The sequence below is a fragment of the Streptomyces sp. NPDC036764 genome (assembly GCF_055609385.1).
On sequence record NZ_JBVJPT010000001.1, the window covers coordinates 2350761 to 2364448 of the forward strand.

The window sequence follows — 13688 nt, forward strand, 5'->3', positions numbered from 1 at the left end:
CATGGCCGCCACCCTCGCGGGGGCTCCTGCCCCTCCACGCAAACTGCTGGCCTCGCGCACGACCCGTATCGGGATCCTCTACGCACTGCCGGTCGTCGTCTACCTGCTGGTGCTGTTCGTCTACCCGATCTTCTCCACGCTGCTGCTCAGCCTGAAGAACCCCGACGGATCGCTGACGCTGCACTGGTACGCCGACGCACTGACCGGGGTCAACCTCTCCGTCCTGATCACCACCCTGCGGATCTCCGCCGAAACGGCGCTGCTGAGCCTCGTCCTCGGGTTCCTCCTGGCCAACGCGATCACCCGGCTCAAGCCCATCCTGGCGGGCCTTGCGATGCTGGTCGTGGTCGTCCCGCACTTCATCAGCGCCCTGGTACGCACCTACGGCTGGATCATCATGCTCGGCGACAAGGGTCTGGTGAACGAGACCCTGACCGCCATGTCCGTACCCGGAGCGCCGTTCCCGCTGCTCTACAACGAGCTGGGCGTGGTCATCGGCACCACCTCCATGATGCTGCCCTACACCGTGCTGCTGCTGTACGGCGTGATGCGCGGTGTGGACCGCAGGCTGCTCGCGGCCGCATCCAGCATGGGAGCGGGACGCGTGACGATCTTCCGCCGCATCTACCTGCCGCTGGTTGCCCCCGGCCTGGCCAGCGCCGGACTGCTCAGCTTCATCCTGTCGCTCGGCTACTACATCACCCCGGCCCTGATGGGCGGACCCAACCAGACGATGATCGCCACCCTCATCAACCAGCAGGTGACGAAGGAGAACCAGTGGAACGGGGCGGCCGCTCAGGGAGTCATCCTGCTGCTGCTCACCCTCGCCGGACTGCTGCTGGTCAAGCTCGCGAGCTCCCTCGGCGCGAGCCGTAAGAAGAGGAGCGCCTCATGATGGAACTGCGCAGCACCTTCGCCGGACGGATCGCCCTGACCGCCGTCGCCACCGTGATCCTGCTGTTCCTGGCGCTGCCGATCGTCGTCATCCTCGTTACCTCCTTCAGCAACAACGCCTTCGCCGCCTTCCCGCCCGAGGCATGGACGCTGAACTGGTACAAGGCACTGTTCGCCGACGGCAGCAAATGGCCGGCCGCGCTCTCCCTGAGCGCCCTGGTCGCATCCCTGAGCACTGTGTTCTCACTGATCATCGGTGTGACCGCGGCGACCGCCCTGACCCGCAGCGAACTCCCACTGCGCTCGGCGGTCTATGCCCTGGTCCTCGGACCGCTGGTCATCCCGCAGATCGTCACCGCCCTGGGCCTGTTCCTCCTCTTCGAGCCCGCCGCGATGCTGGGCAGCCCGATCGCCATCGCCCTGGGGCACACCGTGCTGGCCGCGCCGATCGCGGTACTCATCCTGATCGCGACCCTGCGCGGCATCGACGAACGGCTGGAGGACGCCGCGGCCAGCATGGGCGCCGGCCGTCTGACCATCGCCCGGAAGATCACCTTCCCCCTCGCCGCGCCCGGGATGATCGCGGCGGCGATCTTCTCCTTCATCACCAGCTTCGACGAGTTCTACATCTCCCAGTTCCTCTCCTCCGTCGACACCGTCACCCTGCCGGTGCAGGTCTACAACTCCCTCACCTTCGAAATCGACCCCAGCGTGACCGCCATCAGCGCCATCCTCATCGCCTTCGCGGCCCTCGCCCTCGGCCTGGTGGCCCTGGTGCGCTGGATCGGGTCGGGGCGGGAGGAGTCCCTGCTGTCGGTCGAGACCGCGACCGGGATCGCCACCCCGGGAGGCGACCCCGTATGACCACCGCCACCGCTCAGCGGCACCTGCTGCTGAACATGACCGACAACGGTTCGCTCGCGACGCCGGGTCAGGAACTGTTCGTCGTCCGCCGCGGCGAGGGCGCGTACGTCGACGACGCGGACGGCAGACGCTACATCGACGGTCTGTCAGGGCTGTACTGCTGCCAGCTCGGCTACTCCTACGGCCCCGAGTTCGCCGAGGCGGCCGGACGGCAACTGCGCGAGCTGGGCTTCAGCCCGCTGTGGACCGGCTCCGCGCATCCCTCGGCCATCGAACTCGCCGAGCGGCTGTCCCGGATCGCCCCCGTCGACATCGAGCACACCTTCTTCTCGAGCGGCGGTGCCGAAGCCGTCGAGACCGCCTGGAAGTTGGCCCGCCGTTACCACGCCCTGCGGGGTGAGCCGGGCCGCACCAAGGCGATCGCCAGGCGCGGCGCCTACCACGGCCTGACCGTCGGAGCGCTGTCCCTCACCGACGACCCCGGGCTGACGGAGCCGTACGGTCCACCGGCGATCGACACCCGGTTCGTGTCGAACACCAACCGCTTGGGCCTCGCACCGGAGTTCGCGGACGACGAGGTGTACACGGCGTGGCTGCTCGCCGAGTTGGAGGCCGAGATCCTGGCCGAGGGCCCGGAGACCGTCGCGATGCTCATCGCCGAGCCTGTACAGAACAGGGGCGGCTGCATCACCCCGCCCAAGGGCTACTGGCAGGGGCTGCGGGCGCTGGCCGACCGGTACGGTTTCCTGCTCGTCGCCGACGAGGTCATCACGGCCTTCGGCCGGGTCGGGGAGTGGTTCGGCGGGGACCGCTACGGGACCCGCCCGGACATGGTCACCGTCGCCAAGGGCATCACCGCCGGATACGCCCCCCTCGGCGCGACCCTGGTCGGCACCAAGGTCACCGAGGTCATCAACCGGCCCGGCGCGGTCCTCAACCACGGCTACACCTTCGCCGGCCACCCGCTGAGCACGGCCATCGCCCTGCGCAACCTCGACATCATGGAGCGGGACCGGATCCTGGACAACGTCCGCGCCCTGGAAGGTGACCTGGCGAAGCGCATGGCGGCGCTCAAGGACCTGCCGATCGTCGCCGATGTCCGCGGCACCGGGTTCTTCTACTCCTGCGAACTCGTCGGCGACCTCGACGACGGCGGTTTCAGCGCCAGGGCCCGAGCCGATCTGATCGGCGACCTGATCCCGCGCCGCCTGCGCGAGGCAGGCCTGCTGGCCCGCGTCTACGACCGCTCCGCGCCCCTGGTCCAGATCGCGCCCCCGCTGATCAGCGACCGCGCCGTCCTCGACCGTATCGCCGCGATCATCGCGGGCACCCTCGCCGAGGCGTCCACCCGCATCTGATCCACGTATCCCGCATTGGGAAGGAACCACATGTACTCCATCGGTCCACTGACCGTCGCTCCGGGCGAGCGCGCCCAGGGCCTGATCCCGGTCGGTACCAGCAGCTACGGCGTGGAGCTCGGCATTCCGCTGATCGTCGTCAACGGCGCCCAGGACGGCCCGGTCCTGTGCGTGGACGCGGGCGTGCACGGCGACGAGTACGACGGCCAGGAGGCCATCCGGCGCGCGCTCGCCGAGATCGACCCCGCCACCCTGCGCGGCACCGTCGTGGGCATCCCCTGCATGAACACCCCGGCCTTCGAGGCCGCCGCCCGCGCGAGCGGCATCGACCACCTCAACCTCAACCGCATCTTCCCGGGTGACGCCGAGGGTTCGTACTCGCAGCGTCTGGCCGCCACCTTCGTCGAGCAGGTCGTCCCGGCCGTCGACGCCGTGGTCGACCTGCACACCGGAGGCGCCTACGGCGAGATCGCGCCGCTGGTCATCCTCCAGGGCGGCTACGAGGACCTGGCCACCGACCTGGCCCTGGCCGCCGGGCACGAGCTGGTCTGGAAGGGCGGCAAGTGGGGCGGCACGGTCCGCCACCCCGTGCTCGAGGCCGGCAAACCCGCCATCACCATCGAGTGCGGCGGCGCCACCTACCGTGAGACCAACGTCGAGCATCACATCGACTCGATCCGCAACATCCTGCGCACCCTCGGCATGACCGACGGCGAGGCGGAGCTGCGGGACACCTACACGACGGTCTCCGGCACATTCGCCCGCTCCGCCGCCGGCGGCTTCTTCGTCGCCCGCGCCGAGCCGGGGGAGACCTGCAAGGAAGGCGACCTGATCGCCACCATCACCGACCACTACGGCAACACGCTGGAAGAGGTCAGCGCGCCGCAGGACGGCATCGTGCTCTGGGTCCGCCGGATCCGCACGGTCCGCCCGGGCGACGAGGTCGTCATCTTCGGCGAGGTGCTGGGGGAGATCCGGCCATGAGCGGAGAACTGAACCTGACCGAGCTGCTGATCGACGGCAAGCGGGTCCCGACCGCCGACGGTTGCTCCTTCACCGTCCTCGACCCGTCGAACGGCACGGCCATCGCCCAGGTGGCGCTGGCCGGCAAGGCGGACGTGGACCAGGCGGTGGCCGCCGCGCGCGCGGCCTTCACCGCTCCCGGGTGGGCCGGGATGCGAGCCGCCGACCGGGGGCGCGTCCTGTTCCGGATCGCGGAAGCCATCCGCTACCAGGGAGAACGGCTGGCCCGCCTGGAGAGCCAGGACGTCGGCAAGCCGCTCCGCCAGGCCAAGGCCGATGTCGAGGCGGCGGCCCGCTACTTCGAGTTCTACGCGGGCGTCGCCGACAAGCTGGGCGGCTCGACGATCCCGCTCGGCCCCGGCCTGATCGACTACACCGTCCGTGAGCCGATCGGCGTCTCCGGCCAGATCATCCCGTTCAACTACCCGCTGCAGAACACCGCGAGGGGCTCCGCCCCGGCGCTGGCCGCAGGGTGCACGGTGGTCCTCAAGCCCTCACCCGAGGCGCCGCTCACCCCGCTGGAGATCGGCAGGATCGCCCTGGAGTGCGGACTTCCGCCGGGCGTCCTGAACGTGATCCCCGGTGACGGCGAGACCGGCGCGGCCCTCGCCGGCCACCCGGACATCGACCAGGTCACCTTCACCGGGTCCGTGCCCACCGGCATCAAGGTCGCCCAGGCCGCCGCCGCCAACGTGGTGCCCTCGGTCACCGAACTGGGCGGCAAGTCACCGGTCGTCGTCTTCGCGGACGCCGACTTCGACTTTGCGCTCGGCGCGGTCACCGCCTCCGCGTTCGGCAACGCCGGGCAGACCTGCTCCGCGGGCACCCGGCTGCTGCTCCAGCGCGGCGCCGAGGAGTTCCTGAACAAGCTCGTCGCGCACGTCGCGTCCCTGCGCGTCGGCCCCGGCCTCGACGACCCGGACGTCGGCCCGCTCGTCGCCGCACGCCAGCGGGACCGGGTCCTCGGCTACCTGGAACTGGCCCGGCAGGAGGGCGCCGTGGCACGGGCCGGCGGAGGCGCTCCCTCGGACCCTGAGCTGACAGACGGCTACTACGTCGAGCCGACCGTCCTGACCGGACTGGACAACCAGGCCCGGTGCGCCCGCGAGGAGATCTTCGGTCCAGTCGTCACGGTCATCGAGTTCGACGACGCGGCCGAGGCGCTGGAGATGGCCAACGACAGTCCGTACGGCCTCGCCTCGTACGTCTGGACCCGCGACATCGACAAGGCGATGCGTATGGCCGAGGGCATCCGGGCCGGCCAGGTCTACGTCAACGCCACCGGCATCGGCACCGGCGTGGAACTCCCCTTCGGCGGCTACAAGCACAGCGGCTGGGGCCGGGAGAAGGGCCTCGAAGGCCTGAACAGCTACCTGCAGACCAAGAACGTCTGCATCGGATTCGGGAACCGGCCATGAGATACCGCACCCTCGGAGCACGCGGCCCGACCGTCTCGGTGGTCGGCGTGGGCGGCAACAACTTCGGCGCCCGCCTCGACGAGGACGGCACGAAGGCCGTCGTCCACGCCGCCCTCGACGCGGGGATCACCCTGTTCGACACCGCCGACATGTACGGCGGATCCGGCGAACGGGACGGCTCCCGCGGCGACGGCGAACGGCTCCTCGGGGCCGCGCTCAAGGGCAGCCGCGACGAGGTGGTGCTGGCCACCAAGTTCGGCATGGAGATGGGCCGGGATGTCGACCTCTACGGTCCGCGTGGGGCCCGCCCCTACATTCGGTACGCGGTCGAGGCATCGCTCAGCCGGCTCGGCACCGACCGGATCGATCTGTACCAGTACCACGAACCGGACGGCATCACGCCGTTGGAGGAGACGGTCGCTGCGCTCCAGGAACTGGTCGACGAGGGCAAGATCCGGTACATCGGCTGCTCCAACCTCCCGGCCGAGCAGGTCACCGACGCCTTCGTCTCCACCCAGGCGCGCTACCACCTGCTCGACCGCCGTGCGGAACGGGACCTGATCCCGGCCTGTCTGCACCACGGCCTCGGCCTGCTGCCGTACTACCCGCTGGCCAACGGCCTGCTCAGCGGAAAGTACCGCCGCGGCGAGGAGCCCCCGCCCGGCAGCCGCCTGACCTGGCGCCAGGGCTGGCTCACCGACGCGGCCCTCGACAAGGCCGAGGCGCTCACCGCGTACGGCGCCGAACGCGGCCTGACCCTCCTCCAGGTCGCGGTCGGCGCACTGGCGGCCCTGCCCGCCGTCGGCTCCGTCATCTGCGGCGCCATGACCGCCGAACAGGTCACCGCCAACGCGGCGGCGGCCGACTGGATACCGAGCCCGGCCGACCTGGCCGCGCTGGACACGATCGTCGCCCCCGGCGAACGCGTCGTCTGAAGCCCCCACCCCACCCCCTGGAAATCCGGAAACCGCGAGACTGAGGCGAACACCATGCGAGAGATCGTCACCTTCGACGCCTATGCGACCCTGATCAACTTCGAACTCGCCCCCACGACCCTGAAGGTCCTCGAGGACCGACTGGACCTGGACAACCTGGACGTCGACGAATTCCTCGACGACTTCCGCGTCATGCGGTTCCAGGCCGTCCTGGAGGCCTACCGCCCGTACCACGAGATCCTGCACTCCAGCCTGCGCAACGCCATGCGCCTGCACGGCCTGGAGTACCGCGAGTCGGACGGCGACGCCCTGGTCGAGGCCGTCCCCACCTTCGGTCCTCACCCGGAGGTCCCGGACGCGCTGCGCGCGCTGAAGACCAAGTACGAGATCGCCATCATCTCCAACACCGACGACAACCTGATCGCGCGGAACGTCGAGAACATCGGCGTCGAGTTCGACTACGTCATCACCGCCCAGCAGGCCGGCGCCTACAAGCCGGACCGCCAGACCTTCGAGTACGCCTTCAAGACCATGGGCGTCGAGCCGTCCCAGGTCATCCACACCGCCCAGGGCTGGGAGTACGACCACATCCCGACCCGCGACCTCGGCCTGAAGCGCCGGGTGTGGATCAACCGCTACGGCCGTCCGGGCAGTGCCGACTACCAGCCCTACGACGAGCTGCCCGACCTGTCGGGCCTGCCGAAGCTGCTCGGCTGCTGACGACCTACGGCGCACCGGCGAAACAGGACTGAGAAACACAGAGGACGCACGCCATGAAGCAGATCCCCTACTGGCTGGACACAGCTCCCGCCCTGCCCGACCGTTCCGGAAAGGACCTGCCCGAAGAGGCGGACGTGGTGGTGATCGGCGGCGGCCTCACCGGCCTTTCCACCGCCTACCACACCGCCCGCAAGGGCGCCCGGACCGTCCTCGTCGAGAAGGACAAGGTGGGCTCGGGCGCCTCCGGGCGCAACGGCAGCATGTGCACCCAGGGCATCACCATCAGCCCAGCCGATGCGCGCAAGCGCTACGGCCAGGAGCGCGCACTCGAGCTGTACAACGCCTTCCGCGAGGCCGTCGACCTCGTCGAGGACCTCACGCGGCAGGAACAGATCGACTGCGACTTCCAACGCTCCGGGCGCCTCGGTCTGGTCTGCAAGCCCCAGCACTTCGAGGGCCTGCGCGCCAAGCAGCGCGACCTGGCCGAGAACTTCGGCCACGAGACGGTCGTCCTGAGCAAGAGCGAACTGCGGGCCGAGCTCGGCTCGGACTACTACCACGGCGCCCTGCTCGACCCGCTCAGCGCGGGCCTGCACGTGGGCAAGTTCGTCGGCGGCCTGGCGGACGCCGCCGAGCGGGCCGGCGCCGAGATCCACGAGCGCAACGCCGCCACCGGCCTCACCCGCCTGACCGGCGGCGGCTTCCTGGTGGAGACCCAGCACGGGCCCATCCGTGCCAAGCAGGTCATGGCGGCGACGGACGCCTACACCGACAAGTCGATGCCGTGGTTCCGCAAACGGCTGATCAACGTCGGCAGCTTCATCATCGTCACCGAGCCGCTGGGGGAGGCGCGCGCCAAGGAACTCATCCCGAACGGCCGCCTGCTGGTCGCCCACAAGAACGTCGGCCACTACGTCCGCCTCACCCCGGACAACCGCCTCGCCTTCGGCGGCCGGGCTCGCTTCGCCCCCTCGAACCCGGCCTCCGACGTCAAGAGCGGCGACATCCTCAAGCGGGAGATGACCGAGATCTTCCCTCAGATGGCCGGGACGCGGATCGACTACGTCTGGGGCGGCATGGTCGGCATGTCCTGGGACCGCATTCCGCACGCGGGAGAGGTCAACGGCCTGTACTACTCCATGGGTTACTGCGGCCACGGCGTCCAGATGGCCACGTACATGGGCCGTGCGGTCGCTGAGATGATGGACGGCAAGCCGGAGGCGAACCCCTTGCGCGGCTTCGGCTTCCCGAAGGTGCCCGTCCCGTTCTACAACGGCACCGCCTGGTTCCTGCCGTTCGGCGGCGCCTACTACAAGGCGAAGGACCGGCTGCTCTGAGCCTGCGCCGACACCGGTGACACAGCGGGGGCCTCTCCCACAGCGGTACGGGAGGCCCCCGTGCCCTCAAGGCCGTCGAGTTCCGCGACGTGCTCAAGATGGGCCGTACGCAGTTGCAGGACGGAGAAGGGCCTGTTGCCGGCCGAGACCCTGGCCGACCTGCTGCGCCCGGAGGTCGTCGCGGGCGCCGGCCAGGCCTCGGACCTGACGCGCGTACGGCGATCACCGGTCCGCGTCGCGGCACGGTAGAAGTCGAGGTGACCGCGGGCCGCCGTGTCCCAGGTGTGGCGGGTGGCGAGAGCGCGGCCCGCGGTCTGCCGGGCGGGGTCGTCGGTGGTGAGGGCGTGGCCGAGTTCGGTGGCCAGGTCATGGGGTGTGGCGGCGAAGCGGGCGGCGGGGCCGAAGACCTCGCGCAGGACAGGCAGGTTGCGTACGACCAAGGGGACGCCTGCGGCGAGGGCTTCCATCGCGGCGAGGCCGAAGCCCTCCTTGAGGGAGGGAAAGGCGAAGGCTTCGGCCGCCGCCACCAGTGACGGCAGGTCGTCCTCGGCGATCTGGCCCAGCACCACTGGTTCGACGCCGAGTCGGTCGCCCGGGTCTCCCAGGGGGCGCGGTAGTCGCGGTAGTCGAACAGGGTCTCGCCGCCCGCGATCACCAGTCGTACGTCGGGGTGGTCGGCGCGCAGCAGGGCGTACGCCTCCAGCAGGTCCAGCGAGCCCTTGCGGGGCTCGATTCCGCCGACCGTGAGGATGCAACGGCCCAGGCGGGAGCGCCAGTTGGCGTGGGTCGCAGGGTCGGTGCTGGCGAATCGGTCGTATGCCACTCCGTTCGGGATGACCGCTGCCTCACGCCCCAGCCGTCGGCGAGTTCCGTCGCGTCGGCCGTCGACACACAGATGTGCGCGTACGGCTCGACTATGGCGCGCTCGTGGCAGGCCGCCAGTTCGGGGGTGGTGAAGTGGTCGATGTGGTGGACCGTGCGGACGCAGCAGCCGCCGACCGCGTTGGCGCTGATGCAGTCCTGGGCGTGGACGACGTCGTACACCGTCCCGAAAGGCTCGACGTCCGCGACGCCGGCATGATCCATACGACCGGTCCTGGCCTAGGGGAGGGTCTGTGCGCACCAGATCGTCTTGCCGTTGGTGGTGTGCCGGGTGCCCCACCCTTGGGTGAGCTGGGCGACGAGCAGCAGGCCCCGGCCGCCCTCGTCGAAGGCGCGGGCCCGGCGCAGGTGCGGAGCGGTGTTGCTGGCGTCGGAGACCTCGCAGATCAGGGAGGTGTCGCGAATCAGGCGCAGCTTGATCGGCGGCTCGCCGTATCTGATGGCGTTGGTGACCAGCTCGCTGACGACCAGTTCGGTGACGAAGGACGCCTCCTCCAGGCCCCAGGCGTCCACCTGGTCGACGGCGAACTTCCTGGCGCGCGGCACCTGCGCAGGGTCGGGCTCGACATCCCAGTCGGCGACGTGGTGGCGAGCCAGCGTGTGAGTGCGGGCCAGCAGCAGGGCGGCATCGTCGGTACGGTGATCGGGGAGCATGGCGTCCATCACCGTGTCGCACAGGGCCTCCAGCGAGGTGGCCGAGTGGTTCAGGGCTCGCTGCAGTTCGGCGATCCGCTGGTCGACGTCGCGCTCGCGGCTCTCCACCAGTCCGTCTGTGTAGAGGGCGAGCAGGCTGCCTTCGGGCAGTTCGAGTTCGGTGGCCTCGAAAGGCAGCCCTCCGATGCCGAGCGGCGGTCCCGGATGGGCGGGCACCGGGGTCGTGGTGCCGTCCGGGGAGATGATCAGCGGCAGGGGATGGCCGGCGCTCGCCAGTGTGAAGTGCCGGGAGACAGGGTCGTAGACGGTGTACAGGCAGGTGGCCCCGGACTCGCCGGCCGGCTCGTACTGGCCGGTGGGCTGGAGGTCGCTGGCGAGGTGGAGAACCAGGTCGTCCAGGTGGGTCAGCAACTCCTCCGGCGGCAGGTCGACGTCGGCGAGGGTGCGGACCGCCGTGCGCAGGCGGCCCATGCTGGCCGAGGCGTGCAGGCCGTGGCCGACGACATCGCCGACGACCAGGGCGACCCGGGCGCCGGACAGCGGAATGACGTCGAACCAGTCACCGCCCACCTCCGTGCCGGTCCCGCCGGGCAGGTAGCGGAATGCCACCTCGACCGCCTCCTGGGTCGGCAACCCCTGCGGCAGCAGGCTTCGTTGCAGGGTCAGCGCGGTCGTGCGCTCGCGCGAATACCGGCGGGCGTTGTCGATGGCGACGGCTGCCTTGGCGGTCAACTCCTCGGCGAGGATCAGGTCGTCGGCGACGAAGGCCTCGGGCCGGTCGAGGCGGGAGAAGGCGACGACCCCGAGCAGCGCGCCGCGCGCCCTGAGCGGCACGGTGATCCGGCCGGTCAGCCCGTCCGCGGCGATGGACGCGTCGATCAACGGGTTGCCCGGCGGCCAGTGGGCCGGGTCGGCGGCGAGGCCGGGTCCGAAGGCCCATTCGCCGCCCTGGCCGGGTTCGGCTGCGAGCTGGACCGTGGACCTGCCGGTGGCCATGCAGCGGGCGGCGACGGAACCGGCAGCGTGGCCGACCGGCGTCGTGGGCCCGGGAGCCCGATCGGTGTCCTCCTGCGCGCTGTGCTGGGCGGCACGGCTGAGCGCGATCGTCTCGCCGGGGGTGAACGCGGACGCGGAGGGCGGTTCCTCTCCGCGCAGCACCTCGTCGAAGAGATCTACGGTGACGAGGTCGACGAATCCCGGCACGGCGGCGCCGGCCAGTTCCTGGGCGGTGCCGATCACGTCGAGTGTCCGGCCGATGCCACCGCTGGCCTCGTTGAGCATGAGCAGGCGCTGCCGCGCCCAGTACTCGGCGCTCATGTCGAATCCCCAGTTGGCGACCGCGCGGACCCTGCCCTCGGCATCCCGGACGGGCCAGATGCTGGTGGCCCAGGCGTTGGCGTAATTACTGCCGAGCGGGCGGAAGACGGTGATGAGACGCGCGGGCTCGCCCGTCCTCGCCACTTCGGCGAGCTTGTCGGTGTAGGGCTTGTCGTCCCTTTCGGGAAACAGCGAGCGGTCGAATTCGGGAAGCACCTCGCGGTACTTCTTACCCAGCACTTGCTCCTCGGAGTGCGCGATCACCCGGCCCGAGGAGGCGTTGATCCACAGGAACCGCAGCTCGGGGTCGTAGACGCCGAGAGCGAAGGGGCACTGCTCGAAGGCCCGGTCGGCGATCACCGGGCGGCGTCCCCAACGCTGAATGGTCACCATGTGGCCCAGTGCCCGCCCGTCGGGGCCGAGCAGCGGGTGAGCCTCCACCACGGTCTCCACCGTGGAACCGTCCCGGTGGCGCAGGGGGATGAAATCCGTGGGGTCGGAGCCGGACCCGTAGCCCTGAAGGAAGCCGGGTGGCGGGGGATCGACCAGCAGGTCGGTGACGGGACGCCCGACGGTGTCCTCCGCCGTCCAGCCCAGCAGCAGCCGCCCTCCCTCACTCCAGCCGCTCACCAGGCCTTCCGAGTCCACCACGACAGCGGCAGTGGGGGCATCCTGCTTGCCGGCCATCTCCACGCGCCACGCCTCCGTCCGGACAGCCGTACCCGTCAGGGCTGGTCTCCAGCGGCTGCTTCAAGCCTAGATCGGCCTCCACTCCACGGCGCTCCGGCTGGTGCGTTCGGGGATGCCAGGAACCGGAGCGGCTTGGACCGGGACCCCGACTGGTCGAGGCCGGTGCGTCGGGAAGGACGGGGCCGACTCGTCCGCGAGAGGGTGGCGCCTCGCTCGACGAGGTCGGCCCGCCCGGCCGTCCGTGAGGACTTCCAGGCATACGGTGGCAGAACGCGCGGTGCGCGGAGCCCAAGCCGAGGTTTCCGTCCGCCTCGGTGTAGCCGGCGATGAGGTCGATGTCCGGGCGTCTCGTCGACGCCTTCGGAGACGAGACTGCGGATCTCTACGGGCGGCACGTGGAACGGGACGGCCAGCGCTCGGCGTCCTCCAGGACCGCCTCGACCATCGCGGTGTACGCCTTCAGCCAGGCGGTGGCCAAGGACCCGGACTGCACGGGCGATCGCCGAACCGGCCGCCCCGGGCATCGGAGCGCTGCCCGCCGTCACGGCGCGGGCCGCGTCACGAGCATGGTCACCCGGCCGCGAGCGGCATCATGCCGCCGCTGTCCTTAGCAGGACGACCGCCTGCTCGGCGGCCTCCTGGGCGAGGGCCCGGTGGACCGGAGTGCCGAAACCCTTGGTGAGCGCGTGCGGGCCCCGTACTCCGGGTCAGGCCGTCGCGGGCGCGCCTCGCGCCGGCCCCGGTGCAGAGATCCGAACTTTTTCGAAGCGCTTCGATACTCAACTGGCGTCAAGGGGAAGTCAAGAGATCAACACGTTGCCTCAAGCAGGGCATACGGAGGCTCCACTCCCGTACCTCCGATGAATCTTGGAAACGACCCTTGTGTACCCATGGGTGTTCACTTAACCTCGCAGCAACATCGAAGCGCTTCGACTGAAAATCATGCCGTTAATGGGATGTCCGTTTCAGCTCAGCCAGTTCCAGTCACGACACTGCAGCCGACGCCCCCGCAGGATGTCCAGGTGCGACATGAAGGGTTGACGCAATGACGCCGAACGCCGTCTTCATCTCCGCGCCCAGCCGGAGAAGCCTTCTCGCCTCCACGGCGGTCGCCCCCGCAGCGGTGGCTGGTGGGATGCCGCTGCTCACCGCCTGCGGCGGTTCGGACAGCGGTTCGCGCGAGGGGGCCACCTCGGGCAAGGACGCCGACAAACTGCTCCCGACATACGTCGCAAGTACGGTCGCCAAGCCGGACCTGCCGTCGGAGAGCGGTTCGCCGGCCGGCTACACCGGCAAGGTCTCCCAACGGCAGTGGCAACTGATGTCCATCACGGCCGGGAGCAGGCCCGACGGGACTCGTCCCCCTGCGGCCGTCGAGGAGCCGGCGGACTACGACCAGTACGTCTCCGGCAACGGCATCACGGCGATCTTCCACAGCCCCTGGGTCAGCGTGGAGCGGTTCTCGCGGATGCTCGACGACCCGCTGCTATGGAGCGCTGCGAAGGGCATGCTCACCGGAGCCATTAAGGGCTGAGACCGCTCATCGCGAGTCCGGCCACAGGTCCTGCCGTCGTGTGCCGCCCGCGGCTCTGCCGT

At 70.0% G+C, this 13688-nt stretch carries 11 protein-coding genes and 1 pseudogene; 9 read left to right on the forward strand and 3 right to left on the reverse strand.

What is annotated here, in order from left to right; all coding sequences use genetic code 11:
• Window position 1: 1 nt before the first annotated feature.
• Genes ACZ69Q_RS09670 through ACZ69Q_RS09705 form a run of 8 tightly spaced genes read left to right on the forward strand, consistent with a single transcriptional unit; the run spans window position 2 to window position 8549 of the window.
• Complete coding sequence (locus ACZ69Q_RS09670; RefSeq protein WP_471039060.1) at window positions 2–895, forward strand: ABC transporter permease; 894 nt, start codon at window positions 2–4, stop codon at window positions 893–895.
• Window positions 892–1758, forward strand: coding sequence for an ABC transporter permease (locus ACZ69Q_RS09675; RefSeq protein ID WP_471039062.1), 867 nt, complete (start codon window positions 892–894; stop codon window positions 1756–1758). The genes ACZ69Q_RS09670 and ACZ69Q_RS09675 overlap by 4 nt, the downstream gene beginning before the upstream one ends.
• Window positions 1755–3116, forward strand: a complete 1362-nt coding sequence (locus ACZ69Q_RS09680) for an aminotransferase class III-fold pyridoxal phosphate-dependent enzyme (protein WP_471039063.1) — start codon at window positions 1755–1757, stop codon at window positions 3114–3116. The genes ACZ69Q_RS09675 and ACZ69Q_RS09680 overlap by 4 nt, the downstream gene beginning before the upstream one ends.
• A 30-nt stretch (window positions 3117–3146) precedes the next feature.
• The gene (locus ACZ69Q_RS09685; protein WP_471039065.1) at window positions 3147–4100 is read left to right on the forward strand and encodes a succinylglutamate desuccinylase/aspartoacylase family protein; all 954 of its coding nucleotides are present in this window, start codon (window positions 3147–3149) and stop codon (window positions 4098–4100) included.
• Entirely contained in the window at window positions 4097–5557 is a 1461-nt protein-coding gene (locus ACZ69Q_RS09690) for an aldehyde dehydrogenase family protein (protein ID WP_471039069.1), read from the forward strand. The genes ACZ69Q_RS09685 and ACZ69Q_RS09690 overlap by 4 nt, the downstream gene beginning before the upstream one ends.
• Window positions 5554–6492: an aldo/keto reductase gene (locus ACZ69Q_RS09695; protein WP_471039071.1), complete on the forward strand. Its 939-nt coding sequence runs from the start codon at window positions 5554–5556 to the stop codon at window positions 6490–6492. Before ACZ69Q_RS09690 ends, ACZ69Q_RS09695 begins: the two co-directional genes overlap by 4 nt.
• Window positions 6493–6546: 54 nt before the next feature.
• Window positions 6547–7212: a haloacid dehalogenase type II gene (locus ACZ69Q_RS09700; protein WP_471039073.1), complete on the forward strand. Its 666-nt coding sequence runs from the start codon at window positions 6547–6549 to the stop codon at window positions 7210–7212.
• Window positions 7213–7265: 53 nt separating this feature from the next.
• A complete protein-coding gene (locus tag ACZ69Q_RS09705; protein ID WP_471039075.1) occupies window positions 7266–8549 on the forward strand; it encodes an NAD(P)/FAD-dependent oxidoreductase in 1284 nt (427 codons plus the stop codon).
• Here ACZ69Q_RS09705 and ACZ69Q_RS09710 read toward each other — a convergent pair.
• The 3 genes from ACZ69Q_RS09710 to ACZ69Q_RS09720 form a co-directional block, all read right to left on the reverse strand.
• Window positions 8522–9118: a glycosyltransferase gene (locus ACZ69Q_RS09710; protein ID WP_471039076.1), complete on the reverse strand. Its 597-nt coding sequence runs from the start codon at window positions 9116–9118 to the stop codon at window positions 8522–8524. The two genes, ACZ69Q_RS09705 and ACZ69Q_RS09710, sit on opposite strands and share 28 nt — an antisense overlap.
• Before the next feature lie 82 nt (window positions 9119–9200).
• Window positions 9201–9635, reverse strand: a complete 435-nt coding sequence (locus ACZ69Q_RS09715; RefSeq protein WP_471039078.1) for a hypothetical protein — start codon at window positions 9633–9635, stop codon at window positions 9201–9203.
• Between the two features lie 15 nt (window positions 9636–9650).
• Window positions 9651–12089, reverse strand: a complete 2439-nt coding sequence (locus ACZ69Q_RS09720; RefSeq protein WP_471039080.1) for an ATP-binding SpoIIE family protein phosphatase — start codon at window positions 12087–12089, stop codon at window positions 9651–9653.
• Window positions 12090–13137: 1048 nt separating this feature from the next.
• Between ACZ69Q_RS09720 and ACZ69Q_RS09725 the strand changes: the two are divergent.
• Window positions 13138–13392: pseudogene (locus tag ACZ69Q_RS09725) on the forward strand (Tat pathway signal sequence domain protein); the annotation flags it as partial.
• Window positions 13393–13688: the final 296 nt, after the last annotated feature.

What these genes read in the sequence shown, in the direction of transcription:
- ACZ69Q_RS09670 (WP_471039060.1), top strand. Translation starts at nt 2, where the DNA reads ATGGCCGCCACCCTCGCGGGGGCTCCTGCCCCTCCACGCAAACTGCTG.
- ACZ69Q_RS09675 (WP_471039062.1), top strand. Translation starts at nt 892, where the DNA reads ATGATGGAACTGCGCAGCACCTTCGCCGGACGGATCGCCCTGACCGCC.
- ACZ69Q_RS09680 (WP_471039063.1), top strand. Translation starts at nt 1,755, where the DNA reads ATGACCACCGCCACCGCTCAGCGGCACCTGCTGCTGAACATGACCGAC.
- ACZ69Q_RS09685 (WP_471039065.1), top strand. Translation starts at nt 3,147, where the DNA reads ATGTACTCCATCGGTCCACTGACCGTCGCTCCGGGCGAGCGCGCCCAG.
- ACZ69Q_RS09690 (WP_471039069.1), top strand. Translation starts at nt 4,097, where the DNA reads ATGAGCGGAGAACTGAACCTGACCGAGCTGCTGATCGACGGCAAGCGG.
- ACZ69Q_RS09695 (WP_471039071.1), top strand. Translation starts at nt 5,554, where the DNA reads ATGAGATACCGCACCCTCGGAGCACGCGGCCCGACCGTCTCGGTGGTC.
- ACZ69Q_RS09700 (WP_471039073.1), top strand. Translation starts at nt 6,547, where the DNA reads ATGCGAGAGATCGTCACCTTCGACGCCTATGCGACCCTGATCAACTTC.
- ACZ69Q_RS09705 (WP_471039075.1), top strand. Translation starts at nt 7,266, where the DNA reads ATGAAGCAGATCCCCTACTGGCTGGACACAGCTCCCGCCCTGCCCGAC.
- ACZ69Q_RS09715 (WP_471039078.1), bottom strand. Translation starts at nt 9,635, where the DNA reads ATGGATCATGCCGGCGTCGCGGACGTCGAGCCTTTCGGGACGGTGTAC.
- ACZ69Q_RS09720 (WP_471039080.1), bottom strand. Translation starts at nt 12,089, where the DNA reads ATGGCCGGCAAGCAGGATGCCCCCACTGCCGCTGTCGTGGTGGACTCG.